The organism is Streptomyces sp. BBFR25 (genome assembly GCF_044590125.1).
Lineage (GTDB): Bacteria > Actinomycetota > Actinomycetes > Streptomycetales > Streptomycetaceae > Streptomyces > Streptomyces canus_D.
Window position 1 is genome coordinate 5,978,624 of sequence record NZ_CP172447.1, and the last position, 25,651, is coordinate 6,004,274.

Genomic DNA, 25,651 nt, shown 5'->3' on the forward strand with positions numbered 1-25,651 from the left:
GGCTCAACTAACGCTCCTGCTGGTGAGTGGGCCGCGGGTAGCTGCCGGTCTGGTTGGTACCGGCCTGACGGCCCTGTGCGATTCCCCGACGGAGATTGGTCAGCCGGCCGCGCACGTCGTCGGGCGCACGCGAAACCGCCGGACCGCTCTGGTGCGACTGCTGCTGAGCCGTCCCCGGGACGAGGTTGGCCCGGGGGACCCGGCGCGGGAGGCCGGAGGTGGTGACCCCGCCCGCGGCCGGCTGCCTGACGCGCTCCGCCTGCCGGACGAGGTCGTCGTTCGGCGAGCTGCGCCAGGCCGAGGTGGCCGGCCGCTGGGGGGCCGCCGGGGTCTGGGGCTGGGCGGCCTGCGGCTCCGGGGACGCGGCCGGGGCGGCCTGCGGCGCCCCCGCCTCGCGGTCCCCGTGGAACCAGTTGGTCTCCAGCGTGTCGTACAGCGGCGTACGTCCGTCACCGGGACCGGTGGCGGGGGGCAGGGCCCATCCGTCTCCGGGCCGCTGCGGGGGCGTGCCGTTGGTGTTCTGGCCCGCCGGCTCCGGTGCGGCCGGTCGCTGCGGGGCCGGCGGGCGCGGGGCGCCGAAGTCGTTCCCGCCCTGCGTGCCGCCCGCCTGAGGGCGCTCGAACTGTCCGGTGGCCGCCGGGTTCTGACGGACCGGCAGGTCGTGCTGTCCGGTCGAGCCGTTGTCGTAGCCCTGGGCGCCGGCGAACCGGTCGGCCGGGGCCGGACCGTTCGGGGCCGCCTGGGCGGGCTGCCCGCCGAAGACGTCCGAGCGGACGAAGGGACCTGCGCCCTGCTGCGGGGCGGCCGGCTCGGGCCGTGCGAACTGGTCGTTCCGCGGCGCGTCCTGACCGAACCGGCTCTGGTCGTACTGCTCCTGGTCCGGTCTGCTCTGACCGTACTGACCCTGACCGTACTGGTCCTGTCGGTACTGGTCCTGGCCGTACTGGTCCTCGTACTGGTTCCGGCCGTCGTACTGGTTCTGGCCGTCGTACTGGTTCTGGGCGGGCTGGGCGAACTGGCCCGTGTCCTGCGACTCGTCCCGGCGGGGCGCCGGGGCGTCGAAGTCGGGGCGGGCGAACTCGGCCGTGGCGGCGGGGGACTGGGGCTCGCCGAACCGGGGCACGGCCGGCATCTCCGCGGTCGAACCCGGGCCCTGCCGCTCGTCGTGGCGCGGCGTCCGGTCGGTGCGGGAGCTGTCCGGCTCGTCGTGGCCGCGCGGGGCGTCCAGCGAGGCGCGCGGCACGGGCGGCTGCGCGTTCTCGTCGCTCCAGCTGGGCACCCGCGGCTGCGGGTTGCCGCCGGGCAGCTCGGCCCGCGGACCGCCGCGCGGCGGCAGCTGGGGACGACGGCCCTGCTCGGCGTCGCCGGTGCCGCCCCGCTTGCCGCGCTGCGGGGGCGCCCCGGGAGTGCGGTTGCCGCCGAACATGTCCTGGCCCTGCGAGGAGTTGCCGCCCGGCGCACTGCCCTGCGGCGCGTTCATACCCGCGGCCTGCAGCCCTTGCGGGGCGCCCGGCGCCTGACCGGCACCGGCTCCCGCGCCGGCCGGGGCCGGACGGTTCTGCCGGCCCGGGGCCGCAGGGGCCCCCGGGGACTGCGGCCCGCGCGGGCCACCCGGTGCACCAGGCGCACCCGGGCGACCGTCCGCGTCGCGCCCGGGCAGTGCGGCCCGCGGGCCCTGGCCGGCACTGAGCCGGCCGCCCGGCGCACCGGCGCCGAGAGCACCACCACCACCGCTGCCGCCGCCGAAGGCACCGCCGCCCGCGAGGGCACCGCCGCCCGGTGCGCCGCGGCGGGCGGCCGCGACACCGGCGGCGGCCTGCGCGGCGGCCGGACCGCCGCTGCCCGCGCCGGGCTGACCCTGCTTGGGCTGCGGCTTGCGGCCACCCTGGGCGACGTCGACGGGCAGCATGACCAGCGCGGTCGTACCGCCGGAGTCGGACGGGCGCAGCTGGATGCGGATGCCGTGGCGCTGCGAGAGGCGGCCGACCACGAACAGACCCATGCGGCGGGAGACGGAGACGTCCACGGTGGGCGGCGAGGCGAGCCGCTCGTTGATCGCGGCCAGGTCCTCCGGGGAGAGACCGATGCCGGTGTCGTGGATCTCGATCAGCACGCGGCCGTCGGGCAGCGCGTGACCGGTGACCTTGACCTTGGTCTGCGGCGAGGAGAACGAGGTCGCGTTCTCCAGCAGCTCGGCGAGCAGGTGCACGAGGTCGTTGACCACGCGGCCGGCGACCTCGGTGCTCGGCACGGAGGCCAGCTCGATGCGTTCGTACTGCTCCACCTCGGAGGCGGCGGCACGGAGCACGTCGACCAGCGGGACCGGGCGGGTCCAACGTCGGCCCGGCTCCTCACCGGCGAGGACGAGGAGGTTCTCACCGTTACGGCGCATGCGGGTCGCGAGGTGGTCGAGCTTGAACAGCGAGGAGAGCTGGTCCGGGTCGGCCTCGCGGGACTCCAGTTCGGAGATGAGCGAGAGCTGGCGCTGGATGAGGCCCTGGGAGCGGCGCGAGAGGTTGGTGAACATCGCGTTGACGTTGCCCCGCAGCAGGGCCTGCTCGGCGGCCAGGCGGACCGCCTCGCGGTGCACGTCGTCGAAGGCCGCGGCCACCCGGCCGATCTCGTCCCGGGAGTGCACGCCGACCGACTCCACCGAGGTGTCGACGTCCTGCGGGTCGGTCTCGGAGAGCTGCTTGACCAGCTCGGGCAGGCGGTCCTGGGCGACCTTGGTCGCGGTGTCCTCCAGGCGGCGCAGCGAGCGGATCATGGACCGGGCCACGACGAACGCGCCGACCAGGGAGACGCCGAGCACGAGCAGGATGAGGACACCGGAGATGATGGCCTCTTGCTCGGACTCGTTGCGCAGCTCGCGGGCCTGCTGCTCCATGTCCTCCAGCAGCTTCAGCTCGATGTTCTTCATCTGCTGGATCTTGGTGGAGCTGTCGTCCAGCCAGTCCTGGTAGGACCGGGACCTCAGGCCCGCCAGGCCGTCGGTCTTGCTGAGGGCGCGGCCGGCGTACTGGTCGGACGCCTCGATCACCGGGTTGCCCTCGGAGATCGGCTTGAGCAGGTCCTCGGCGCCCTCGCCGTAGATGCTGGTGAAGCTGCGGATCTCGGAGGTCTGGCTCTGCAGCGCGGACTGGGCGTACAGCCGGTCGTTCTCGGCGAGGTCGCCCTTGTCCGTGTTGTTCGCCGGGAGGGCCGCGGCGAGGACCGCGCGCTGGATCGACGCGTACTCCTTGGCCGAGGAGAAGGCCGACAGGGCGCGCGTGCGCTGGATCATGTCGGGGTTGCTGGTCGCCTCCGCCATGTCCTGCGAGAGGTCGAGGAGGTGGGTGATCAGGCGGTGGTAGGCCTCGACGGTCTGGGTCGAGTTGTCGTTGGCCGTGTACGCCGTGCTGCGGATCTTGGTCAGGTCGTTCAGGTCGCTCGCGATGCCGACGAGGCTGTCGCGTACGCCGACGAGCTTGCCGTCCTTGCTCGCCGCGTCGATCTGCTCGGACTTGTCGAGGAAGTTCTTCAGGGCCCGGTCGGTCTGCTCGCGGTCGCCCTTGACGGCGATCGCGCTGGACTTCGAGCCGTGGGCCAGCGGGCCGGCGGACTGGTCGCGCTCCTCCTGGAGCGCGGCGGCCAGCTCCGTGGCCTGCTTGGTCATCTCGGTCAGCAGCTTCATGTTCTCGAGCTGCTGGATGTCGTCCATCGACTGGTTGATGCGCAGCGCGCCCAGCGAGGTCGCCGCGACCACCGGAAGCGCCAGCAGCGAGACCAGACGGGTGGAGATCCGCCAGTTGCGCAGGGCTATTCGAGGGCCGGGGCCGGTCGAGCCCTTGGCCGGCTTGGTGGGCGGCTGCTGGCCGGGAGTGGACGGGCCCGCCGCCTGACCGGCGCGCTCCCCGCCGTCGCCGGACTGGGTCTGGCCCGGGTTCTGGGCGTGCTGGGGCGAGGAGCTGACGGCCTTGGGGCCAGTCCCGCCCTGCGGCTCCGGCTCCGCCGAAGCGCTGCCATCCCTCTTGAAACGTCCCTGCACTAGCGTCGCAACCTCTGGACCAGGCGCCCCTCCGCGTGAACGGCTGGGCACGGTGTCGGCGTCAAAGGGGCGTCCTGAATTCGCCCCTGTGTTGGTCGTGAGTGACCGGCGCTGGTTCCCCCTTCTCGCCGCCGCTCGGCGCTGGTGTGCGCCCCCTGTGCGCCGGCTCGATCCTGCGGCGGTCCGTGGAATTCCAGCACAGTGCAGGATCTCCAACAAGGCCCGTGGGGCAGGCCGTGAGATACGTGACACCACGTGAGGGGCGGGTCACCAGCCGTAGAAGATCATCACCCGTAAAGCGGACGTATGCACGCGAGTCGTCGAGGCGCGGGGGGTGTCCCAGTCGACATGATCAGCAGCGGAATGATGGCTTCAGGTGTGCAATGTCTGTTTGGTCCGGGCGGTAGCGGCGTCGCAATTGACCGGTTTGACCGTTGATAAGTGAGCAAACTCACACCCGGTTGATGGTCTCCCCCACGGTTGCCGGGGAATCGCGTGTTTAGCCTGACGCTTTACAGAGAAGGCAAAACCGACAACCCGCGCCCTCTCAGGGGCTTTACCCGCCCCTGGGGCGCCCGGACACGACAGGGCCTCGTACAACCGTGAAGACGACGATGATGTTCCACAAGATCGCCAACCCGCGACGCACGACGCTGGCACACCTCGAGGGCGCCGACGAACTGCAGACGCCGGAACAGCCGGAGCACGCCGTCGAGCTCCCCACCCAGACCGCCAACCCCCGCCGCACCATCCTCATGGAGCCCCCGGTCACGGCGTCGGTCGCAGAGTAGTACGGCACCCGGCCGCGGACCGTTCAGCGGCCACCCGGGCAGGCCCGCCGCGTTAGCCTGGAGCGTCAGACTCCAGCCAGCTCAGTCAAGGGGCCAAGCAACCCGTGCGCATCGCCAGGTTCTCCATCGACGGGAACGTCGCCTTCGGCGCGGTCGAGGGCGACCAGCCGGACCAGCTCGTCCTCGACATCATCAAGGGCATCCCGTTCGCGGACTACGAGCTCTCCGGCACCAAGGTGCCCCTGAGCAAGGTGCGGCTCCTGCCGCCGGTACTCCCCAACAAGGTCGTCGCCTTCGGCCGCAACTACGCCGAGCACGCCCGCGAACTCGGCAACGAGGTGCCCGACGCCCCGTTCGCCTTCTTCAAGCCGTCCACCTCCGTGATCGGCCCCGGCGACGCCATCCAGTACCCCTCCTTCAGCGAGGAACTGCACCACGAGGCCGAACTGGCCGTCGTCATCGGCCGCATGTGCCGCGAGGTCCCGCGCGAGCGCGTCCAGGACGTGATCTTCGGCTACACCTGCGCCAACGACGTCACCGCCCGCGACGTACAGCGCCGTGAGAAGCAGTGGGCCAGGGCCAAGGGCTTCGACTCCTCCTGCCCGCTCGGCCCCTGGGTGGAGACGGACCTCGACCTCGCGGCCGCGGGCGACCTGACCATCCAGCTCACGGTCAACGGCGGCCAGCGGCAGCTCGGCCGCACCAGCGAGATGACCCACTCCATCGCGGATCTGATCGTCAACATCTCCGAGGCGATGACGCTGCTCCCCGGCGACGTGATTCTCACGGGCACCCCGGCCGGCGTCGGCCCCCTCAACGTCGGCGACGAGGTCGCCGTCACCATCGAAGGCATCGGCACTCTCACCAACAAGGTTGTCAAGCGTGGCTAGCGCACCCGGCTCTCCCGTACGCGTCCGTTTCTGTCCGTCCCCCACCGGCAACCCCCACGTGGGCCTGGTCCGCACCGCCCTGTTCAACTGGGCCTTCGCGCGCCACCACCAGGGCACGCTGGTCTTCCGCATCGAGGACACCGACGCGGCCCGCGACTCCGAGGAGTCGTACGAGCAGCTGCTCGACTCGATGCGCTGGCTGGGCTTCGACTGGGACGAGGGCCCCGAGGTCGGCGGCCCGCACGCGCCGTACCGCCAGTCGCAGCGCATGGACATCTACCGGGACGTCGCCCAGAAGCTCCTGGACGCCGGCCACGCCTACCGCTGCTACTGCTCCCAGGAGGAGCTGGACTCCCGTCGCGAGGCCGCCCGCGCCGCCGGCAAGCCCTCCGGCTACGACGGCCACTGCCGCGAGCTGAGCGCCGCCCAGGTCGAGGAGTACGTGTCGCAGGGCCGCGAGCCCATCGTCCGCTTCCGGATGCCCGACGAGGCGATCACCTTCACGGACCTGGTCCGCGGCGAGATCACCTACCTCCCGGAGAACGTCCCGGACTACGGCATCGTCCGCGCCAACGGAGCGCCCCTCTACACGCTGGTCAACCCGGTCGACGACGCCCTGATGGAGATCACCCACGTCCTGCGCGGCGAGGACCTGCTCTCCTCCACCCCGCGGCAGATCGCCCTGTACAAGGCGCTGATCGAGCTGGGCGTCGCCAAGGAGATCCCCGCCTTCGGCCACCTGCCGTACGTCATGGGCGAGGGCAACAAGAAGCTGTCCAAGCGCGACCCGCAGTCGAGCCTCAACCTCTACCGCGAGCGCGGCTTCCTCCCCGAGGGCCTGCTCAACTACCTCTCCCTCCTCGGCTGGTCCCTCTCCGCCGACCAGGACATCTTCACGATCGAGGAGATGGTCGCCGCCTTCGACGTCTCCGACGTGCAGCCCAACCCGGCGCGCTTCGACCTGAAGAAGTGCGAGGCGATCAACGCCGACCACATCCGCCTCCTGGAGATCAAGGACTTCACCGAGCGCTGCCGCCCCTGGCTGAAGGCCCCCGTCGTCCCCTGGGCGCCGGAGGACTTCGACGAGGCCAAGTGGCAGGCGATCGCGCCGCACGCGCAGACCCGCCTGAAGGTCCTCTCCGAGATCACCGACAACGTCGACTTCCTCTTCCTGCCGGAGCCGGTCTTCGACGAGGCGAGCTGGACGAAGGCGATGAAGGAGGGCTCGGACGCTCTCCTGCGCACGGCCCGCGAGAAGCTGGACGCCGCCGACTGGACGTCCCCGGAGTCCCTCAAGGAGGCCGTCCTGGCCGCCGGCGAGGCCCACGGCCTCAAGCTCGGCAAGGCCCAGGCCCCCGTCCGCGTCGCCGTCACCGGCCGCACGGTCGGCCTGCCCCTCTTCGAGTCCCTGGAGGTCCTGGGCAAGGAGAAGGCACTGGCCAGGATCGACGCGGCGCTGGCGAGGCTCGACGCCTGACCGTACGTACCGCGCCCCAGGGGCGGCTCCCGGACCTCCGGGGCCGCCCCTCGGGCGTAGGGGCGGACACGCCGGGCCCGGCGGCGTTACCGTCGGATCATGAGCATTCGCGCCGTGGTCTGGGACGTCGACGACACCCTCTTCGACTACACCACCGCCGACCGTGAGGGCATGCGTGCCCATCTGGTCGCCGAGGGGCTGCTCGCCGGGTACGGGTCGGCCGACGAGGCCCTCGTGCGCTGGCGGGAGATCACCGACCAGCAGTGGGCGCGCTTCTCCGCGGGCGAGGTGGACTTCGTCACACAGCGGCGCGACCGCACCCGGGTCTTCCTGGGCCGGCCGGAGCTGACGGACGCCGAGGCCGACGACTGGTTCCAGCGGTACGTCACGCACTACGAGGCCGCCTGGTCCCTCTTCCCGGACGTGATGCCCGTCCTGGACGCTCTCGCCGACAGCCACCGGCACGCCGTGCTCTCCAACTCCAGCCTCACCGTCCAGGACCGCAAGCTGCGCGTCCTCGGCGTGCACGACCGCTTCGAGGCCATCCTGTGCGCCGCCGAGCTGGGCGTCTCCAAGCCGGAGGCCGGAGCCTTCCTCGCGGCCTGCGACGCCCTCGCCCTCGGTCCGGCAGAGGTCGCCTACGTCGGCGACCATCCGGAGATCGACGGACGCGGCGCCGCCGACGCCGGGCTGCTCTCCGTGTGGATCGACCGCGGCGGTGTGTACGCGACCGTCGACCCGCCGACCGGACCGCGCCGCATCGCCTCGCTCTCCGAACTTCCCGCGCTCCTTGGCGCCGATACCCGTTTTGGAGCCCCGTCCACCTTCGGGTAATGTTCTTCCTGCGCCGCCGGAGAGCGGGCCGAAGGGCCGGGAACCGGAAGCGCAACGCTAGAACAAGAACCCCTCCGGGGCTTGCGTTCCAGTGGCCTATGGTGTAATTGGCAGCACGACTGATTCTGGTTCAGTTAGTCTAGGTTCGAGTCCTGGTAGGCCAGCTCGCAGAGCTTATCTGCGCCGCGGAGCACATCCGCAAAGCCCCCGTTGTGTAGCGGCCTAGCACGCCGCCCTCTCAAGGCGGTAGCGCCGGTTCGAATCCGGTCGGGGGTACAGATCCTTCCCGCGAGGACAGTTCGGGTCGCTCCCACTGTTCTCGATGCAGGATCGCTAGGGCCCCCGTTGTGTAGCGGCCTAGCACGCCGCCCTCTCAAGGCGGTAGCGCCGGTTCGAATCCGGTCGGGGGTACGAACTGGTCTAAACCACATTGGTCTATGGTGTAATTGGCAGCACGACTGATTCTGGTTCAGTTAGTCTAGGTTCGAGTCCTGGTAGACCAGCTCGGATCTGCGGCGATGCAGCATTGAACGCCCGCAAGATCCACGCCCCCGTTGTGTAGCGGCCTAGCACGCCGCCCTCTCAAGGCGGTAGCGCCGGTTCGAATCCGGTCGGGGGTACATCGAGAAGGCCCTCCGCTTCGGCGGAGGGCCTTCGCCGTGTCCGCCCGAACCGGCTCACTCGAAGCCGTACCGCCGCGCCGACTCCTCCTCCTGCGCCAGCCGGTGCAGCGCCTGCAGCACCGGTTCGTTGAGGATCGCTCCGAGGACCGCGAACTCCACCCGCTCCGCCTCCGACGGGTACCGCTCCAGGTTGTCCAGGTCCAGGACGGCCGTGCGATGCATCAACTCCGCGTACGGCACGAGCTGTTCGGCCCCCCAGTCGTAGCCGAGCCGACGGAATGTGGCCACCCCCACCACCAGCGCCCGGTAGGCGGGGGAGAGGCTCGTCAACTGCTTGGCGTTCTCCCAGCCGAGCCGCTCCAGGAGTGCGGTGACCTCCTGGTGCGCGGCCCGGTCGTACTCGTCCCCCTCGTCCGGCTGCGGGCCCTGCGGCAACTCCCACACCGCCGCGCCCAGGCGGACGGTGCGGCCCAGGGAGTCGTCCTCGATGTGCCTGAGCACCTCGCGGGCGGTGGCCACCGGGACCTTGCCGACCTGGATCAGCGCCCGCACCAGCCGCAGCTTGCGCAGATGCGTCCCGTCGTACTCCGCGGTGGTCGCGTTGATCTGGCGGCCGGGCGGCAACAGGCCCTCGCGCAGGTAGTACTTGATCGTCGCGGTGGAGACACCGCTGCGATCGCTCAGTTCGGCGAGCCGCACGTCTTGCGCCTTTCTTTGGGTAGCGCCACTATCCAAGCATGACGGACACGGGGAAGAGGACCGGCCGGGCGCGGCTCACGACCGCGGACGCCCGGGGGGACGTCGTCGTCCTGCTGATCGGGATGCGGGTCAACAGATTCCGGGCGGTGCACCACTGGCTGCCCGTGATGCTGGCGATGTTCCGGATGCTGGCCGAGCTGAAGCGCGACCCGGGGCGGGGACTGCTGTCGCGGGTGCTGCTCACGGCCTCCCCGCGGACGTACTACGTCGTCCAGTACTGGGAGTCGAAGGAGAAGCTGTACGCGTACGCGAGCGCGGCGGACGCCTTCCATCGCACCGTCTGGGCGCGGGTGAACCGGATGGACCGGAACGGCAAGGTGCGCGGCCACGTCGGCATCTGGCACGAGGCGTACGTCGTGCCCGAGGGGTCGTACGAGGCGATCTACGGGGACATGCCGGCGTTCGGGCTGGCGGAGGCGCACGGGCAGGTGCCGTTGGAGGCTCGGGGACGGTACGCGAAGGACCGGTTCGCGCACAGGTCGGGGGAGGAGAAGGCCGCCTGAGCGGGCCGTCGGGCGCCCACTCCCGGCCGGGGAAGAGCCCGCCGCGGCGTTGAGGCGGGCCCGTGAACGGTCGGGAGTGGCCGGGGACGGTCAGCCGTTGCGGCGCAGCGCCTCGGAGAGGCGGCCGGCGGCGTCGATGATCGCCTGCGCGTGCATACGGCCGGGGTGGCGGGTGAGTCGCTCGATGGGGCCGGAGACGGACACGGCGGCCACCACGCGGTTGGAGGGGCCGCGCACCGGCGCGGAGACGGACGCGACGCCGGGCTCCCGCTCGCCGATGGACTGGGCCCAGCCGCGGCGGCGCACTCCGGACAGCGCCGTCGCCGTGAAGCGGGCGCCCTGGAGGCCGCGGTGGAGGCGCTCCGGCTCCTCCCAGGCCATCAGGATCTGCGCGGAGGAACCGGCCTTCATGGTGAGCGTGGAGCCGACCGGGACCGTGTCCCGAAGGCCGGACAGGCGCTCGGCCGCGGCCACGCAGATGCGCATGTCGCCCTGGCGGCGGTAGAGCTGGGCGCTCTCGCCGGTGACGTCGCGCAGGTGAGTGAGGACCGGGCCCGCGGTGGCGAGCAGGCGGTCCTCGCCGGCCGCCGCGGCCAGTTCGGCCAGGCGCGGGCCGAGGATGAAGCGGCCCTGCATGTCGCGCGCCACCATACGGTGGTGTTCCAGCGCCACGGCCAGGCGGTGGGCCGTGGGTCGTGCCAGTCCGGTCGCACCGACCAAACCCGCGAGGGTGGCCGGGCCGGACTCCAGAGCGCTCAGGACGAGGGCCGCCTTGTCCAGAACGCCGACGCCGCTACTGTTGTCCATGAAACGATACTCCCGTCTCACTCTGTGAAACGCAAGTTCAATTTTCCGTGGAACCCGCCACTCTGGATGGCAGGAAGTCACAACGGCCCGTGATGCGTGGGCCTGGTGGCGGTTGCCCGGAAACACAGGGGTGAGGGCGCCGCTTCCCCAAGATCTCTAGTTGGGTCGGCGCTTCGTCGCCGACCGAAGGGAAAGCGATGGGTAGGACACTCGCGGAGAAGGTCTGGGACGACCACGTCGTCCGGCGCGCCGAGGGCGAGCCCGACCTCCTCTTCATCGATCTGCACCTGCTGCACGAGGTGACCAGCCCGCAGGCCTTCGACGGCCTCCGCAAGAGCGGCCGCCCGGTGCGGCGGCTCGACCTGACCATCGCCACCGAGGACCACAACACCCCGACGCTCGACATCGACAAGCCCATCGCGGACCCGGTCTCCCGGGCCCAGCTGGAGACGCTGCGCAAGAACTGCGCGGACTTCGGCGTCCGGCTGCACCCGCTGGGCGACGTGGAGCAGGGCGTCGTGCACGTCGTCGGCCCGCAGCTCGGCCTGACCCAGCCCGGCACCACCGTGGTCTGCGGCGACTCGCACACCTCCACGCACGGCGCCTTCGGCGCGCTGGCGTTCGGCATCGGCACCTCCCAGGTCGAGCACGTGCTGGCCACCCAGACGCTGCCCATGGCCCGCCCGAAGACCATGGCGATCACGATCAACGGTGAACTGCCCGAGGGCGTCACGGCCAAGGACCTGATCCTGGCGATCATCGCGCGGATCGGCACCGGCGGCGGCCAGGGCTACGTCCTGGAGTACCGCGGCGAGGCCATCGAGAAGCTCTCGATGGAGGCCCGCATGACCATCTGCAACATGTCGATCGAGGCCGGCGCCCGCGCGGGCATGATCGCCCCCGACGAGACAACCTTCGCCTACCTCCAGGGCCGCCCGCACGCCCCCGAGGGCGCGGACTGGGACGCGGCGGTGGAGTACTGGAAGACGCTGCGCACGGACGACGACGCCGAGTTCGACGCCGAGGTGGTCATCGAGGCCGCCGAGCTGGCGCCGTTCGTCACCTGGGGCACCAACCCCGGCCAGGGCGCGCCGCTTTCCGCCGCCGTCCCCGACCCGGCTTCGTACGAAGACGCCTCGGAGCGCTTCGCCGCCGAAAAGGCCCTGGAGTACATGGGCTTGGCGGCGGGGCAGCCGCTGCGCTCCATCAAGGTGGACACCGTCTTCGTAGGTTCCTGCACCAACGGCCGCATCGAGGACCTGCGCGCCGCCGCCGAGATCGTCCGGGACCGCAAAGTCGCCGACGGCGTACGCATGCTGGTCGTCCCGGGCTCCGCGCGGGTCGGGCTGCAGGCCGTCTCCGAGGGCCTGGACGTGGTCTTCAAGGAGGCCGGCGCCGAATGGCGGCACGCGGGCTGCTCCATGTGCCTGGGCATGAACCCGGACCAGCTGGCCCCCGGTGAGCGCTCCGCGTCCACCTCCAACCGCAACTTCGAGGGGCGCCAGGGCAAGGGCGGCCGCACCCATCTGGTGTCGCCGCAGGTCGCGGCCGCGACGGCGGTCCTGGGCCACCTGGCCTCCCCGGCCGACCTGTCCGCCGCCGACGTCCCCACGCCCGCTGGAGTCTGAGAGTCATGGAAGCGTTCACCAAGCACACCGGCCGGGCCGTCCCGCTGCGCCGCAGCAACGTCGACACCGACCAGATCATCCCGGCCCACTGGCTCAAGAAGGTGACCCGGGACGGGTTCGAGGACGGGCTCTTCGAGGCCTGGCGCAAGGACCCGGAGTTCGTGCTCAACCGGCCCGAGCGCGAGGGCGCCACCGTCCTGGTCGCCGGTCCCGACTTCGGCACCGGCTCCTCCCGCGAGCACGCCGTCTGGGCCCTGCAGAACTACGGCTTCAAGACCGTGATCTCCTCCCGTTTCGCCGACATCTTCCGCGGCAACTCGCTGAAGAACGGCCTGCTCACCGTCGTCCTCGACCAGAAGGTCGTGGACGCGCTGTGGGAGCTGACGGAGAACGACCCGAAGGCCGAGGTCACCGTCGACCTGGAGGCCCGCGAGGTCCGCGCGGCGGGCATCACCGCCGCCTTCGAGCTGGACGAGAACTCCCGCTGGCGGCTGCTGAACGGGCTGGACGACATCTCGATCACCCTCCAGAACGAGGCCGACATCGCCGCGTACGAGGCGAAGCGTCCGTCGTTCAAGCCGCAGACCGTCCAGGTCTGATCACCCGGAGCCCGCACGCGCCTCCCCCGGGCTCCGCAAGGTCGAGTTTCGGCCATCCGACATCCCCGCCGTACCCCCGATCAGCCCGATCGGGGGTACGGCCGTTTTGCGATCCGTCCGCGCCCGCCCGGGGCGGATGTGACGCACAACTTCCCACGTTAGAGGCGTGGTTGCCGGGGTACGCAGGTGATGGAGGACCGACTTCCGAGTGCGCCAGGAAGGCCGTTCGAGGCGGCAGTTGCCCCCTGGGCAGGCGACAACTCGCCCCAGATGGCACAATCTGTGCATGGAACACGACGGCCAACTCGAGCTCTATACGGCGGTCGCGATCCGGCTCAAGGAAGCGCACACAAGAGTGCGCGCACTGCAAGTCCCGGAGGGCGTACGGATGGCGCTGACCCGGAAGCTGCTGGTCATTACGGCCGCGGCCAAACATGATCTCGCCGGTGCGGCAAGGCGCCTGGATCGGTTCACCGCCGACCTCGACGCGGGTCGATTCCCCGAAGAGGAAGGCTGAACCGGCCAGGGCGGCCCGAGTCCGTTGCGGCACAAGGGTGATTAGCCCGTTTCGTGTTTGATTTGCGGTATATATCTGCCTAACGTGCGAAAAAGCTTGAACACATTCGTTCTGGCGATGTCTCCGAAGGGGAAGACGTGAACAAGGCGCAGCTCGTAGAAGCGATTGCCGACAAGCTGGGCGGCCGGCAGCAGGCCGCCGACGCTGTCGACGCGGTCCTGGACGCCCTCGTCCGTGCCGTCGTCGCGGGCGACCGGGTCTCGGTCACCGGCTTCGGTTCCTTCGAGAAGGTCGACCGCCCCGCCCGCTACGCCCGCAACCCTCAGACGGGCGAGCGGGTTCGGGTCAAGAAGACCTCCGTGCCGCGCTTCCGCGCGGGCCAGGGCTTCAAGGACCTGGTGAGCGGCTCGAAGAAGCTTCCGAAGAACGACATCGCGGTCAAGAAGGCCCCCAAGGGCAGCCTGTCCGGCCCGCCGCCCACCATCTCCAAGGCCGCGGGCAAGAAGGCCGCCGCGAAGAAGGCCACGGGCGCCGCGAAGAAGACCACGGGCGCGGCCAAGAAGACGTCCGCGGCGGCGAAGAAGACGACCGCGAAGAAGACCACCGGAGCGGCGAAGACGACGGCGAAGAAGACCACCGCCAAGAAGTCCGCGGCCAAGACCACCACGGCGGCCGCGAAGAAGACCGCCGCCAAGAAGGCCCCCGCGAAGAAGGCGACCGCCAAGAAGGCCCCGGCCAAGAAGTCGACGGCCCGCAAGACCACCGCCAAGAAGGCCACCGCCCGCAAGAAGTAGCAGCAGGCAAGACCCGCGGCAGCGGGCGAAGGGCACAGGGCACTCACGCGCCGGGCCGGACTCCCTCGGGAGTCCGGCCCGCGGCGTGTCCGGGGGAACCTGCGGGAGGCCCCGCGGATCAGAACGTCTGCAGCGTCACCAGAGTGATTCGGCGGCCCGAGCCGGATTCCGGGCCCGCGCCCGTCTCCTCGGTCTCGATCCGCACCCGTTGCCCGGGCCGCAGCAGCCGCAGGCCCCCCGCGTCGAACGCCGCCGCGTCGAAGGGCACGGGCGTGCCGTCGTCGAGCAGCACCTGCCCGCTGCGGCTTTCGGGGTCGTACGTGTACGCGGTCGCCTGCATGCCGGCAGCCTACTGCCCGGCGATCAGCAGCCGCGCCGCCACCGCGGCCGTATGGGGCCCCACCCCGAGCGCCAGCGCGGTGCGGAGATCACCGCCGGTGTCGACGTCCTGCCGTACGGAATCCACCGCGTCGGGGCGCAGTTCCGCCGCGCCGGACGCCCGGTGGCGGGCCCGTGAATCCGTACCGAATGCGGGGGCCAATTCGCTGCCCGGCGCCGCGGCCAGCAAGGTGGTGCCGATTCCGGCCGCGTCCGGGAGAAAAGAGCGCGGGAATTGCGCGGCCGCGGCCAGTACCCGCGCCAATTCGGCCGGCCGCAGTGCGGGGAGATCGGCGTTGAGGGCGGCCACCGGGCATTCCGGCCGGGCCGCCCTTACCACGGCCGCCCCGTGCGCCAGCGCGGCGTTCAGGCCGCCACCCGGCTCGCCCGGGACGATGCGCGCGCCGAGCGCCGCCAGCTCCCGCCCGGCCCGCGCGTCGTCCGTGACGACTGCCACATCCGCGACCGCCGGGCAGGCCAGCGCGGCTGCCACGGTGTCCTGTGCGAACGCCAGCGCGAGCCCAGGCCGCACCCCGTCGTCCGCGGTGTCCGCCAGCCTGCTCTTGGCCCGGGCAAGGGGCTTCACGGGTACGACCAAGGTCCACTGCACGAGCGTTCCGTCCTTCTCTCGTCGCCGTCATTGTCACCTGCGAGACCTGGCGGTTCACTCTTCGGGGCGTACGGTGTTCTCGACAGACGGGCGGCCCGGGGCGACACTTGTCCGGCCCCAGGCCCTGGAGGAAAGGTGTCAGCGTGCCCCGCCGCAGAATCGGCTTCTGGTACCGCTTGGCCGCGGTGATCTGCAAACCGCCGCTGGTGGTTCTGATCAAGCGGGACTGGCGGGGAATGGAGAACATTCCGGCCGAGGGCGGATTTATCACCGCCGTGAACCACAATTCGCACGTCGACCCCTTCGCGTACGCGCACTACCAGTACAACACCGGACGCGTCCCGCGATTCCTCGCGAAGAGCGGCCTTTTCAAGAAGGGCTTCGTCGGCGCCGCGATGCGGGGGACCGGACAGATCCCCGTCTACCGCGAGAGCACCGACGCGCTGAGCGCCTTCCGGGCCGCGATCGACGCCGTGGAGCGCGGCGAGTGCGTCGCGTTCTACCCCGAGGGCACCCTCACCCGCGACCCGGACGGCTGGCCGATGACCGCCAAGACCGGGGCCGCGCGCGTCGCCCTGCAGACCAAGTGCCCGGTGGTACCGGTCGCCCAGTGGGGCTGCAACGAACTGCTGCCGCCGTACGCCAAGAAGCCGAACCTCCTGCCGCGCAAGACCCACCAGGTGCTGGCCGGTCCGCCGGTCGACCTGTCGCGGTTCTACGGCAAGGAGATGACCACGGAGCTTCTGAAGGAGGCCACCGAGGTCATCATGGCCGCCGTCACCCGCCAGCTGGAGGAGATCCGCGGCGAGAAGGCGCCCGAGACGCCCTACGACCCGCGCCGCGAGCGGATCGAGCAGCGGCGCCGCACCCAGGCGCAGGCACGGTCGGCGCAGCCGACCCGGACACGGGCCCAGGGACCGCAGGCAGAAACAGAAGGGCAGAGCACGTGAGCAAGCCGGTCAAGGCGGCCGTCTTCGGCACCGGATCCTGGGGCACCGCCTTCGGCACGGTCCTCGCCGACGCGGGCTGCGAGGTCACCCTGTGGGGGCGCCGCGCCGCACTCGCCGACGCCGTCAACTCCACCCGCACCAACCCGGACTACCTGCCCGGCGTGGAGCTGCCCGAGAACCTGCGGGCCACCACCGACGCCGCCGAGGCGGCGCGGGACGCCGACTTCACCGTCCTCGCCGTCCCCTCCCAGACCCTGCGCGCGGGCCTCGCGGACTGGACGCCGCTGCTGGCGCCCGGCACCGTCCTGGTCTCGCTGATGAAGGGCGTCGAACTCGGCTCCGCGATGCGGATGAGCGAGGTCATCCAGGACGTCGCCAAGGTCGGCGCCGAACGCATCGCCGTGGTCACCGGACCCAACCTGGCCCGGGAGATCGCCGCCCGCATGCCGGCCGCCGCCGTGGTCGCCTGCCCCGACGAGTCCGTCGCCCAGCGCCTCCAGGCCGCCTGCCACACGCCGTACTTCCGCCCCTACACCAACACCGACGTCGTCGGCTGCGAACTGGGCGGCGCCGTGAAGAACGTGATCGGTCTCGCCGTCGGCATCGCGGACGGCATGGGCCTCGGCGACAACGCCAAGGGCTCCCTCATCACCCGCGGCCTCGCCGAGACCACCCGCCTGGGAGTCGCCCTCGGCGCCGACCCGCTGACCTTCTCCGGCCTGGCCGGACTCGGCGACCTGGTGGCGACCTGTTCCTCGCCGCTGTCCCGCAACCACACCTTCGGCACCAACCTCGGCAAGGGCATGACCCTTCAGGAGACCATCGCGGTCACCAAGCAGACCGCCGAGGGCGTCAAGTCCTGCGAGTCGGTGCTGGACCTGGCCCGCAGGCACGGCGTCGACATGCCGATCACCGAGACGGTCGTCGCCATCGTGCACGAGGGCAAGTCCCCGGTGGTCGCCGTGAAGGAACTGATGTCGCGCAGCGCGAAGCCCGAACGACGCTGAGCGACCCCGGGCGACGCCCTCTGCGGGGCGCGGTGGAAGCCGCGCGCCACGCGGCCCGCCGACGCTGTCTCACCGCACCCCGGACGGGTACTCTCAACGCGATATGAGCACCGAGAACCTCCCCCAGAGCCCCGAGCAGAGCCCCCAGCGGCCGCCCCGCAAGCCGCGGGTGGCCGTCGTGTTCGGCGGGCGCAGCTCCGAACACGGGATCTCCGTGGTCACCGCCGGCGCCGTCCTCGCCGCCATCGACCGGACCCGCTACGACGTCCTGCCGATCGGCATCACCAGGGACGGCCGCTGGGCCCTCACCGCCGACGAACCGGAACGCATGGCGATTACCGACCGTCGTACGCCCGACGTCGAGGAACTGGCCGAGTCGACCGAGGGCGGCGTGCTGCTGCCCGTCGACCCCGCGAACCGCGAGGTCGTCTACAGCGAACCGGGCTCGGTGCCCAAGGCGCTGGGCGAGGTCGACGTCGTCTTCCCCGTGCTGCACGGCCCCTACGGAGAGGACGGCACCCTCCAGGGCCTGCTGGAGCTGTCCGGGGTGCCCTACGTCGGCGCGGGCGTGCTGGCCTCCGCCGTCGGCCAGGACAAGGAGTACATGAAGGCGGTCTTCACCTCCTACGGGCTCAAGGTCGGCCCGTACGTGGTGATCCGGCCCCGCGAGTGGGAGCAGGACCGTTCCGGCGCCCGCAAGAAGATCGTCGACTTCGCCGGGGAGCACGGCTGGCCGCTGTTCGTGAAGCCCGCGCGCGCGGGTTCCTCGATCGGCATCACCAAGGTCGACGACCTCGCGGGTCTCGACGAGGCGATCGAGGAGGCCCGGCGCCACGACCCGAAGATCCTGGTCGAGGCGGCGCTGCGGGGCCGGGAGATCGAGTGCGGGGTGCTGGAGTTCGAGGACGGCCCCCGGGCCTCCGTACCGGCCGAGATCCCGCCGCCCTCGGAGCACGCCTACTACGACTTCGAGGCCAAGTACATCGACTCCACCCCCGGAATCGTGCCCGCCCCGCTCACGGCCGAGGAGACCGCCGAGGTCCAGCGCCTCGCCGTGGCGGCGTTCGACGCGGCCTCCTGCGAGGGGCTGGTGCGTGCGGACTTCTTCCTCACCGAGGACGACGAGTTCGTGATCAACGAGATCAACACCATGCCCGGCTTCACGCCGATCTCCATGTACCCGCAGATGTGGCAGGCGAGCGGCGTGAGCTACCCGGAGCTGGTGGACCGGCTGGTCCAGGCCGCGCTGCGGCGGCCCACGGGACTGCGCTGACGCTTCTCGCGCCGTGACCACGAAGAAGGCGACTCCCTCGGGGGTCGCCTTCTCGCAGTATGATCAGCGGGTTTCCTGTCCGCTCCGGGAACCGTCATCCACTCGCCGTCGTCTGCTGAGGAACAGCACGCGGCGGCGATCAACAGGACGGGACCGAGCGGCGGACAGGAGGCAGGAGCTAGAGATGGACGACCGGACAGGTCAGGGTGCGGGTGATGCCGTCCACCTGCTGGACCTTGGCGACCACCATGCGACCCAGTTCGTCGACGGTGTCGGACTGGGCGCGGACGATGACGTCGTAAGGTCCTGTCACGTCCTCGGCCTGGATCACCCCAGGGAGCTTGCTGATCGTCTCGGCGACGGTCGACGCCTTGCCGACCTCCGTCTGGATCAGGATGTACGCCTGTACCACGGAACCTCCAGAGCGGCCACGAGGATCATGTGGGGAAAAGGAACGCCACGGTATCGCGTAGCCGCTCTCCGCGGGGAGACCCGCGGGCCCCGGACCTCGCGCGTCGGGGTGCCTGAGGGACACGAGTTGACGATCACGCCGACCGTGGCGACGGTCCTTTCGACCGTAACGAGGACAGAGATGACGCGCGACCGGGCACGGACACGGACAGGGACAGGGACGGAAGGGGAGCCAAGGCGATGAAGGGCACTGTTGGTGAGCTGGGGGAGTTCGGGCTCATCAGGGAGCTCACCTCCCGTCTCACCACCACCCCCGCGGTCCGGGTCGGCCCCGGCGACGACGCCGCGGTGGTGGCCGCGCCCGACCGCAGGGTGGTGGCCAGCACCGACATCCTCGTCGAGGGGCGGCACTTCCGCCGCGACTGGTCCACCGCGTACGACGTGGGCCGCAAGGCGGCGGCGCAGAACCTGGCCGACATCGCCGCCATGGGCGCCGTGCCGACCGCGCTGCTGCTCGGCCTGGTCGTGCCCGCCGAACTGCCGGTGACCTGGCCGACCGAGCTGATGGACGGGCTGCGCGACGAGTGCCAGGTCGCGGGCGCCTCCGTGGTCGGCGGCGACGTGGTGCGCGGCGACACCATCACCGTCTCCATCACCGCCCTCGGCGACCTGCGCAACCAGGAACCCGTGACCAGGGGCGGGGCCCAGCCCGGCGACCTCGTCGCGGTGACCGGCTGGCTGGGCTGGTCCGCCGCCGGGTTCGCCGTCCTCTCCCGCGGTTTCCGCTCGCCCCGCGCCTTCGTCGAGGCCCACCGCCGCCCCGAGCCGCCGTACCACGCGGGTCCGGCCGCCGCGGGCCTGGGCGCCACCGCCATGTGCGACGTGAGCGACGGGCTCATCGCCGACCTGGGGCACATCGCCGAGGCCAGCAAGGTCAGGATCGACGTGCGCTCCGGGCAGATCGACATCCCCTCCCAGATGAACGACATCGGGCAGGCCGTCGGCGTCGACCCCATGCAGTGGGTGCTCACCGGCGGCGAGGATCACGCGATCGTGGCGACCTTCCCGCCGGACGTGAAGCTCCCCGCCCGCTGGAAGGTCATCGGCGAGGTCCTCAACCCCTCCGCGCTGCCCCAGGTGACCGTGGACGGGGCACCGTGGACCAGCAAGGGCGGCTGGGACCACTTCGGCGGGGACGTGGAGTCGTGACCGCCCTGCCCCTGGTCCTCACCGTGGCGGGCTCCGACTCCGGAGGCGGCGCCGGCGTCCAGGCCGACCTGAAGACGATGCTCGCCCTCGGCACCCACGGCATGAGCGTCCTCACCGCGGTCACCGCGCAGAACTCCCGCGGCGTGCAGGGCGCCTGGGAACTGCCCGCGGACGCGGTGCGCGCCCAGTACCGCAGCGTCGTGGACGACATCGGCGTCCAGGCGGTCAAGACCGGGATGCTGTCCTCGGCCGAACTGGTGGAGACCGTCGCCGAGTTGCTCGCCGGGACCGACGCGCCCGCCGTCGTCGACCCGGTCGGCGTCTCCAAGCACGGGGACGCGCTGCTCGCCGCCTCGGCCCTGGAGTCGGTCCGCACCAGGCTCCTCCCGGTCGCCACCGTCGCCACGCCCAACCTCGACGAGGTCGCCCAACTCACCGGCGTACGCGTCGAGTCCGACACCGACCTGCGCCGGGCCGCGGCCGCCGTGCTGGAGTACGGCCCGCGCTGGGTGCTGATCAAGGGCGGCCACCTGGCCGGCGACGCCGTCGACCTGCTCACCGACGGTTCCGAGGAGCACTGGCTGCGCGCCCCCCGCCTCGACAACCGGCACACGCACGGCACCGGCTGCACGCTCGCCTCGGCCGTGGCCTGCGGGCTGGCGAAGGGGCAGTCGGTGCCGGATGCGGTGAGAGCGGCCAAGGAGTACGTCACCGGGGCGATCGCAGCCGGGTTCCCGCTCGGCGGCGGCATCGGACCGGTGGACCACGGCTGGGCGCTCAGGCGGGATACTCCCTGAGTTCGATGCCGGTGGCCGCCTTCTCCGTGAGCCGCTTGAAGACGCCCGCCATCAGACGGTGGCTGAGCAGCCGGTACATGCGGTCGCGGCTGCGGATACGGCGCTCGGTGGGCGGGGCGAAGAACGGGCCCGCGTTGCCGGAGATCTTCTGGCAGCCCTTGGCGAAGTCCCGGATCCGCGTCTCGTACTCGGCGAACGCGGTGCGGTGGTCGCCCGCGGCCAGGGCGAGTTCCCCGGCCAGGACGTAGGCGCCGACGATCGCGACGCCCGTGCCCATGCCGCCCATCGTGGCGCCGTACCCGGCGTCGCCGAGCAGCACCACGCGCCCCTCGGTGAGCCGGTCGACGTGGATCTGCGCGATCGCGTCGAAGTACAGGTCGTCGGCCTCCTCCAGCGCCTTCAGTACGCTCGGCGCCTCCCAGCCCATGCCCGCGAACCGCTCCCGCAGGATCCGCTTCTGCGCGGCCACGTCCGCGCGGTCGTACGCCAACGGCTGCGAGCGGAACACCAGGAGGGCGCCCGCGCGCTCCGGGTCCCCGTCGTAGTTGCCGACGCAGACCGCGCGGCCGGGCTCGCTGTACAAGCGGCCGGTGCGGTCGAGGCCCAGGTGGTTGGGGACGCCGAAACCGGCCACGTAGTGGTCCTGGAAGCGCAGGTACCGGGACTCGTCGCCGAAGACCAGGCGACGGGTGTGCGAGTGCAGGCCGTCGGCGCCGACGACGAGGTCGAAGCGGCGGGGCGCGGCGCGCTCGAAGGTGACGTCCACCGCGTCCCCGGTGTCGGTGAGCGTGTCGACCGAGTCGCCGAAGACGTACTCGACGGTGCCCTCGGTGCGCTCGTGCAGGATCCTCGCCAGTTCGCCGCGGAAGATCTCCACGTCCCCGCTCATCATCTCGGCGGGCAGGTCCACGCGCGGCGTGCCGTCGGCGTCGACGACGGTCTGCCGGCCCATGTGCGTCTGGCGGGCGTGGATCTCGTCCCAGACGCCCATGGCGGTGAGCACCCTGCGGTGCACCTGGCCCCGGAAGTCGACGGCGAAGCCGTCGTCGCGCAGCGCGGGCGCCTTCTCGACGACGGTGACCCGGGCACCGTAGCGGGCGAGGCAGAGGGCGAGGGCGGGCCCGGCGACGCCGGCGCCGGATACGAGGACGGTGAGGTGGCCGAGTCGGTGTGGATGCGTCATGCCACAGAGCCTCGGCACCACCGCTGACCGTTCGCCCACCGTCCGCTTACCGCGGGTCGCCGGGGGCTGACCGCACGGGGTGCGCCTTGCGGGGCACGGGTGGTCGCCGTCCGTCGGCCGCCGCCTACCGCTCGGCCACCGCCGCCGCCCGCAGCCCCCGTCCCCGCTCGAAGGCGCGGTCGTACGCCTCGGGGGCGAGCCGGGCGCGGACGTTCCGCTCGGCGTGGGCGGCGTCCGGGTCGCCGGGGGCCGGGGCGCCGCGCAGCCCCGTGGCGGCGCCGAGGAGTTCGGCGGCGCGTTCCGGGTCCGGGGCGACGACGGCCAGGGACTCGGCGACCTCCGCCAGGGCGAGCACGTCGGGCGAGTCGAGGGCGAGCACCCGGGCCTGCTCCAGCCAGTCGGCGGCGGACTCGGCATCGCCCTCCGCGGCGGACGTGCGGCCCAGGCCCACCAGGATGCGGACCGACTCGCCGGTGCTGAACCAGTTGTCGGCGCACAACCGCAGCGCGTTCTCGTACTCCACGCGCGCGCGTGCCGTGTCACCGCTGAGCCGGGCCACGTCGCCCAGACCCCGCCGGGCGCTCGCCACCTTGTCACCGGCCCCGGCCGTGCGGGCGAGGGCCGCGGAGCGCGTGAAGTGCGTGGCGGCCTCCTCGGTCTCGCCCCGGTGCAGCAGCACGAGCGCGCGCGAGCGCAGCAGGTCGGCGGTCTCCTCGGGCGCCTCCAGCTCCCGGACGTGTGCCAGGCCCTCGTCGAGCAGTTCGAGGGCTCGGTCGTACGCGCCGCGCCGGTTGGCGAAACCGCCCAGCGGGTCGAGGCAGTTGGCCATGCCCCAACGGTCACCGGTGACGCTGAACCGCTCCAGGGAGCGGGTGAAGGCGGCCTCCGCCTCGTCCGCCCGGCCCGCGAACAGCTCCTGGTAGCCGATCCCCATGTCGAGCAGGGCCAGCCCCCAGGGGGCATTTCCGACCTGGACCCTCGGCACGCCGTCCGCCACGAGCACGGGCCCGCAGGTGACGGAGTGCAGGACGACCGCGAACGGCAGCCGCAGCGGCCGGTCCAGCGACTCCATCAGCGCCGACGCCCGCGCGACCCGCCCGGCCCCGGCCGGATCACCGTCCCCGTCCCAGGAGATCGTGTTCAAGGCGCACAGGGCGTACTCCTCGGCCAGCCCCGCGGGCGGCTCCTCGCCGACCGTCGCCAGCAGCGCGCGGGCCCGCGGCACCTGTTCGCCGTGCAGGCCGCGCAGCCAGTGGAACCAGGTCAGCGCGGCCATGAACCGCAGGGCCTCGCGCGGGTCGGTCTCCGTGAGGTGCCGCTGGGCGGCGTCCAGATTGCCCAGCTCGGCGGTGAGCCGGGCCAGCCAGGGCAGCTGACCGCCGGTGCGCAGGTGCGGCTCCGCCCGCTCGGCCAGGTCCAGGAAGTACGCCGCATGCACGTCCCGCAGACCGTCGCGGTCGGTCAGGCCCTCCGCCGCGAACGCGCGAAGCGTCTCCAGCATCCGGTAGCGGCCCTCGGGCAGGTGCTCCAGGAGCGACTTCTCCACGAGCGAGGCCAGCAGGTCCTCCGGGTGCGGCACCCCGCACACCGCCTCCACGGCCTCCAGCGTGGCGCCCCCGGTGAAGACCGCCAGCCGCCGGGCCAGCTCCCGCTCCTCCGCGTCGAGCAGCTCCCAGCTCCACTCGACGACGGCGCGCAGCGTGCGGTGGCGGGGCGCCTTGGAACGGTCGCCCCGGCTGAGCAGACGGAAGCGGTCGTCCAGGCGGTCGGCCAGCTCGTCCGGGCCGAGGGTGCGCAGCCGGGCCGCCGCCAGCTCGATGGCCAGGGGCAGCCCGTCCAGCGCCGCGCAGATCTCCGGCACGCGCGCGTGGCCGTCGAAACCGGGGCGCACCGCGCGGGCTCGTTCCAGGAACAGCTCGACCGACGGGCGCGGCGACAGCGGCGGAACCGGCACCAGGGCCTCGCCGGTGATCCCCAGACTTTCGCGGCTGGTGGCGAGGATCCGTACGCCCCGGCAGGCGCCCAGCAGCAGTGCCGCCAGCGCGGCGGCCGCGTCGACCAGGTGCTCGCAGTTGTCCAGCACGAGCAGCGCCTCGCGGTCCTCCAGGGCGGTCAGCAGCCGCTCGGTGGCGTCCACGCCCGCGGTGCGGAAACCCTCGCGCACACCGAGCGCGGTGAGCACGGCGTACGGGATCTGCCCGCCGTCGGTCAGGGGCGCCAGCTCGACGAAGCAGACGTCCGCGGGGGAGACCGACGGGTCGCACCGGCTCGCCGCCTCGATCGCGAGCCGGGTCTTGCCGGTGCCGCCGGGGCCGGTGAGCGTGACCAGGCGGGCGTCGGCGAACAGGGCGGTGATGCGCTCCAGCTCCGCGTCCCGGCCGACGCAGCGGGTCAGCTGGGCGGGCAGCCGCGGCCGGCGCGGGGCGGTGGAGGGGTGACCCCGGAGCAATTCGCCGTGGAGGGCGGACAGCTCGGGCGAGGGATCGACGCCGAGCTGCTCGGCCAGTGTGCGCCGCGCCTCCTCGTACACGGTCAGCGCCTCGGCGGGCCGCCCGCCCGCGTGCAGGGCCCGCATCAGCTGCCCGTACAGCCGCTCGCTCAGGGGGTGCGCGGACAGCAGCCCCCGCAGCTCGGGCACCAGCTCGGCGCCGCCCCCGAGCGCCAGTTCCGCCTCGACCCGGTCCTGTACGGCGGTCAGCCGCAGCTCCGTGAGCCGGGCCGTCTCGGCGGGCGCCTCCGGCAGGTCGGGCAGCGCGGGTCCGCGCCACAGCGCGAGCGCCTCCCGCAACCCGGCTGCCGCGCGCGCGTGGTCACCGGCGGCCAGAGCGGCACGTCCCTCACCGCACAGACGTTCGAATACGTGGCTGTCGACGGATTCGGGCGGTGTGAGGACGCGGTATCCGGCGCCGCTGCCCTCGACGGGCGTGTGCGGGGCCAGCCGTCCGCGAAGGCGTGAGATCTGCGACTGGAGGGCGTTCGCGGCACCGGCGGGCGGCTCGCTGCCGTACAGGCCGTCGATCAGCCGGGCCGCGGGGACCGTGCGGCCGGCGTCGAGGAGCAGGAGCGTCAGCAGCGCCCGGGGCCGGGGGCCGCCGGGGTCGACGGGGGTGCCGTCGTCGGTGCGGATGTCCAGGGGGCCGAGGATCCCGAAGCGCATTCCCGGGATTCTGGCACGGCGGGTTACCCCGGTTCCGGCCCGGTGAGGGGGGAGAGCACGGCAAAAAGCCGGCCCACACGAGGTGGACCGGCTCTGTGCAGCGGACCAGGCAGTGGCCGCGCGCTCAGCTGATGCGTCAGCGCGAGACCTTGCCGGCCTTGATGCACGAGGTGCAAGCGTTCACGCGCTTCGGCGTCCCGCTCACCACGGTACGCACACGCTGGATGTTCGGGTTCCAGCGACGGGACGTACGGCGGTGCGAGTGCGAGATGTTGTTGCCGAAGCCCGGCCCCTTGCCGCAGACGTCGCAGTTGGCAGCCACGGGTCACTCCAAAGACTTCAGATGCACTTACGGTTGATCCCGGCATGCCGGGATCAAGCTCTCGGAGCCGCGAACGGTCCCGGGATCTGAGTGGCGGTGCCAGGG

General features: G+C 71.9%; 23 protein-coding genes and 5 tRNA genes. 19 read left to right on the forward strand and 9 right to left on the reverse strand.

The genetic code is table 11. From position 1 onward, the window contains the following. Positions 1-7: 7 nt before the first annotated feature. A complete protein-coding gene (locus tag ACGH52_RS27410) occupies positions 8-4,027 on the reverse strand; it encodes a nitrate- and nitrite sensing domain-containing protein (protein ID WP_399943141.1) in 4,020 nt (1,339 codons plus the stop codon). Between the two features lie 602 nt (positions 4,028-4,629). On the opposite strand from ACGH52_RS27410, the gene ACGH52_RS27415 reads away from it, so the two are divergent. From ACGH52_RS27415 to ACGH52_RS27455, 9 genes are all read left to right on the forward strand, one after another. Next, positions 4,630-4,818: a hypothetical protein gene (locus ACGH52_RS27415; RefSeq protein WP_171987422.1), complete on the forward strand. Its 189-nt coding sequence runs from the start codon at positions 4,630-4,632 to the stop codon at positions 4,816-4,818. 104 nt (positions 4,819-4,922) lie between these two features. After that, a complete protein-coding gene (locus tag ACGH52_RS27420) occupies positions 4,923-5,708 on the forward strand; it encodes a fumarylacetoacetate hydrolase family protein (RefSeq protein ID WP_059300768.1) in 786 nt (261 codons plus the stop codon). After that, positions 5,701-7,185, forward strand: coding sequence for a glutamate--tRNA ligase (gene gltX / locus ACGH52_RS27425; RefSeq protein ID WP_399943144.1), 1,485 nt, complete (start codon positions 5,701-5,703; stop codon positions 7,183-7,185). Before ACGH52_RS27420 ends, gltX begins: the two co-directional genes overlap by 8 nt. A gap of 99 nt (positions 7,186-7,284) precedes the next feature. Beyond that, entirely contained in the window at positions 7,285-8,019 is a 735-nt protein-coding gene (locus tag ACGH52_RS27430) for an HAD family hydrolase (protein ID WP_059300770.1), read from the forward strand. 92 nt (positions 8,020-8,111) lie between these two features. Further along, a tRNA-Gln gene (locus ACGH52_RS27435) sits at positions 8,112-8,183 on the forward strand. Between the two features lie 39 nt (positions 8,184-8,222). Beyond that, a tRNA-Glu gene (locus ACGH52_RS27440) sits at positions 8,223-8,295 on the forward strand. Positions 8,296-8,357: 62 nt separating this feature from the next. After that, positions 8,358-8,430 (forward strand) — tRNA-Glu (locus ACGH52_RS27445). 20 nt (positions 8,431-8,450) lie between these two features. Continuing rightward, a tRNA-Gln gene (locus ACGH52_RS27450) sits at positions 8,451-8,522 on the forward strand. Between the two features lie 44 nt (positions 8,523-8,566). Further along, positions 8,567-8,639 (forward strand) — tRNA-Glu (locus ACGH52_RS27455). A gap of 57 nt (positions 8,640-8,696) precedes the next feature. On the opposite strand, the gene ACGH52_RS27460 is transcribed toward ACGH52_RS27455, so the two are convergent. Beyond that, on the reverse strand, positions 8,697-9,341 hold the full coding sequence (locus ACGH52_RS27460; RefSeq protein WP_399943148.1) for a MerR family transcriptional regulator: 645 nt from the start codon (positions 9,339-9,341) through the stop codon (positions 8,697-8,699). Positions 9,342-9,379: 38 nt separating this feature from the next. On the opposite strand from ACGH52_RS27460, the gene ACGH52_RS27465 reads away from it, so the two are divergent. Further along, positions 9,380-9,904 (forward strand): DUF4188 domain-containing protein, encoded by a 525-nt coding sequence (locus ACGH52_RS27465; RefSeq protein WP_076976487.1) that lies wholly within the window; start codon positions 9,380-9,382, stop codon positions 9,902-9,904. Between the two features lie 90 nt (positions 9,905-9,994). Here the strand turns inward: ACGH52_RS27465 and ndgR are convergent, their stop codons facing one another. Further along, a complete protein-coding gene (ndgR, locus tag ACGH52_RS27470; protein WP_011030305.1) occupies positions 9,995-10,711 on the reverse strand; it encodes an IclR family transcriptional regulator NdgR in 717 nt (238 codons plus the stop codon). 197 nt (positions 10,712-10,908) lie between these two features. On the opposite strand from ndgR, the gene leuC reads away from it, so the two are divergent. From leuC to ACGH52_RS27490, 4 genes are all read left to right on the forward strand, one after another. Continuing rightward, a complete protein-coding gene (gene leuC, locus ACGH52_RS27475; protein WP_059300772.1) occupies positions 10,909-12,339 on the forward strand; it encodes a 3-isopropylmalate dehydratase large subunit in 1,431 nt (476 codons plus the stop codon). A 5-nt stretch (positions 12,340-12,344) separates the two neighbouring features. Beyond that, a complete protein-coding gene (gene leuD / locus ACGH52_RS27480; RefSeq protein WP_210974429.1) occupies positions 12,345-12,938 on the forward strand; it encodes a 3-isopropylmalate dehydratase small subunit in 594 nt (197 codons plus the stop codon). 286 nt (positions 12,939-13,224) lie between these two features. Continuing rightward, on the forward strand, positions 13,225-13,455 hold the full coding sequence (locus tag ACGH52_RS27485; protein WP_076976488.1) for a hypothetical protein: 231 nt from the start codon (positions 13,225-13,227) through the stop codon (positions 13,453-13,455). A gap of 137 nt (positions 13,456-13,592) precedes the next feature. Continuing rightward, complete coding sequence (locus tag ACGH52_RS27490) at positions 13,593-14,249, forward strand: HU family DNA-binding protein (protein WP_003973439.1); 657 nt, start codon at positions 13,593-13,595, stop codon at positions 14,247-14,249. A 118-nt stretch (positions 14,250-14,367) separates the two neighbouring features. Here the strand turns inward: ACGH52_RS27490 and ACGH52_RS27495 are convergent, their stop codons facing one another. Continuing rightward, entirely contained in the window at positions 14,368-14,589 is a 222-nt protein-coding gene (locus tag ACGH52_RS27495; protein WP_210974430.1) for a hypothetical protein, read from the reverse strand. Positions 14,590-14,598: 9 nt separating this feature from the next. Beyond that, entirely contained in the window at positions 14,599-15,237 is a 639-nt protein-coding gene (cofC, locus tag ACGH52_RS27500) for a 2-phospho-L-lactate guanylyltransferase (protein WP_399943155.1), read from the reverse strand. 143 nt (positions 15,238-15,380) lie between these two features. Here cofC and ACGH52_RS27505 point away from each other — a divergent pair, with 143 nt between their 5' ends. The 3 genes from ACGH52_RS27505 to ACGH52_RS27515 all read left to right on the forward strand — a co-directional run bounded on the left by ACGH52_RS27505 (position 15,381) and on the right by ACGH52_RS27515 (position 18,467). Continuing rightward, positions 15,381-16,187, forward strand: a complete 807-nt coding sequence (locus ACGH52_RS27505) for a lysophospholipid acyltransferase family protein (protein ID WP_399943158.1) — start codon at positions 15,381-15,383, stop codon at positions 16,185-16,187. After that, positions 16,184-17,194, forward strand: coding sequence for an NAD(P)H-dependent glycerol-3-phosphate dehydrogenase (locus tag ACGH52_RS27510; protein ID WP_059300779.1), 1,011 nt, complete (start codon positions 16,184-16,186; stop codon positions 17,192-17,194). Before ACGH52_RS27505 ends, ACGH52_RS27510 begins: the two co-directional genes overlap by 4 nt. 103 nt (positions 17,195-17,297) lie before the next feature. After that, complete coding sequence (locus ACGH52_RS27515; RefSeq protein WP_076976493.1) at positions 17,298-18,467, forward strand: D-alanine--D-alanine ligase family protein; 1,170 nt, start codon at positions 17,298-17,300, stop codon at positions 18,465-18,467. A 178-nt stretch (positions 18,468-18,645) separates the two neighbouring features. Here ACGH52_RS27515 and ACGH52_RS27520 read toward each other — a convergent pair whose 3' ends face one another. Continuing rightward, the gene (locus ACGH52_RS27520; protein ID WP_003973433.1) at positions 18,646-18,879 is read right to left on the reverse strand and encodes an Lrp/AsnC family transcriptional regulator; all 234 of its coding nucleotides are present in this window, start codon (positions 18,877-18,879) and stop codon (positions 18,646-18,648) included. A gap of 239 nt (positions 18,880-19,118) precedes the next feature. Between ACGH52_RS27520 and ACGH52_RS27525 the strand changes: the two genes are divergently transcribed. Further along, the gene (locus ACGH52_RS27525; protein WP_052838407.1) at positions 19,119-20,087 is read left to right on the forward strand and encodes a thiamine-phosphate kinase; all 969 of its coding nucleotides are present in this window, start codon (positions 19,119-19,121) and stop codon (positions 20,085-20,087) included. Further along, the gene (thiD, locus tag ACGH52_RS27530) at positions 20,084-20,884 is read left to right on the forward strand and encodes a bifunctional hydroxymethylpyrimidine kinase/phosphomethylpyrimidine kinase (protein WP_399943161.1); all 801 of its coding nucleotides are present in this window, start codon (positions 20,084-20,086) and stop codon (positions 20,882-20,884) included. The genes ACGH52_RS27525 and thiD overlap by 4 nt, the downstream gene beginning before the upstream one ends. Here the strand turns inward: thiD and ACGH52_RS27535 are convergent. From ACGH52_RS27535 to rpmB, 3 genes are all read right to left on the reverse strand, one after another. Next, entirely contained in the window at positions 20,865-22,067 is a 1,203-nt protein-coding gene (locus ACGH52_RS27535) for an FAD-dependent monooxygenase (RefSeq protein WP_399943164.1), read from the reverse strand. The genes thiD and ACGH52_RS27535 overlap by 20 nt on opposite strands. Positions 22,068-22,191: 124 nt before the next feature. Next, positions 22,192-25,224 (reverse strand): ATP-binding protein, encoded by a 3,033-nt coding sequence (locus ACGH52_RS27540; protein WP_399943167.1) that lies wholly within the window; start codon positions 25,222-25,224, stop codon positions 22,192-22,194. 136 nt (positions 25,225-25,360) lie between these two features. Then, positions 25,361-25,546: a 50S ribosomal protein L28 gene (gene rpmB / locus ACGH52_RS27545; RefSeq protein WP_003973430.1), complete on the reverse strand. Its 186-nt coding sequence runs from the start codon at positions 25,544-25,546 to the stop codon at positions 25,361-25,363. Positions 25,547-25,651: the final 105 nt, after the last annotated feature.

Bases quoted from the DNA above. Each gene is read 5' to 3' on its own strand.
- ACGH52_RS27525 (WP_052838407.1), top strand. From the start codon at position 19,119: ATGAAGGGCACTGTTGGTGAGCTGGGGGAGTTCGGGCTCATCAGGGAG.
- ACGH52_RS27540 (WP_399943167.1), bottom strand. From the start codon at position 25,224: ATGCGCTTCGGGATCCTCGGCCCCCTGGACATCCGCACCGACGACGGC.
- ndgR (WP_011030305.1), bottom strand. From the start codon at position 10,711: ATGGACAACAGTAGCGGCGTCGGCGTTCTGGACAAGGCGGCCCTCGTC.
- leuD (WP_210974429.1), top strand. From the start codon at position 12,345: ATGGAAGCGTTCACCAAGCACACCGGCCGGGCCGTCCCGCTGCGCCGC.
- leuC (WP_059300772.1), top strand. From the start codon at position 10,909: ATGGGTAGGACACTCGCGGAGAAGGTCTGGGACGACCACGTCGTCCGG.
- ACGH52_RS27535 (WP_399943164.1), bottom strand. From the start codon at position 22,067: ATGACGCATCCACACCGACTCGGCCACCTCACCGTCCTCGTATCCGGC.
- ACGH52_RS27485 (WP_076976488.1), top strand. From the start codon at position 13,225: ATGGAACACGACGGCCAACTCGAGCTCTATACGGCGGTCGCGATCCGG.
- ACGH52_RS27495 (WP_210974430.1), bottom strand. From the start codon at position 14,589: ATGCAGGCGACCGCGTACACGTACGACCCCGAAAGCCGCAGCGGGCAG.
- ACGH52_RS27430 (WP_059300770.1), top strand. From the start codon at position 7,285: ATGAGCATTCGCGCCGTGGTCTGGGACGTCGACGACACCCTCTTCGAC.
- ACGH52_RS27515 (WP_076976493.1), top strand. From the start codon at position 17,298: ATGAGCACCGAGAACCTCCCCCAGAGCCCCGAGCAGAGCCCCCAGCGG.
- ACGH52_RS27465 (WP_076976487.1), top strand. From the start codon at position 9,380: ATGACGGACACGGGGAAGAGGACCGGCCGGGCGCGGCTCACGACCGCG.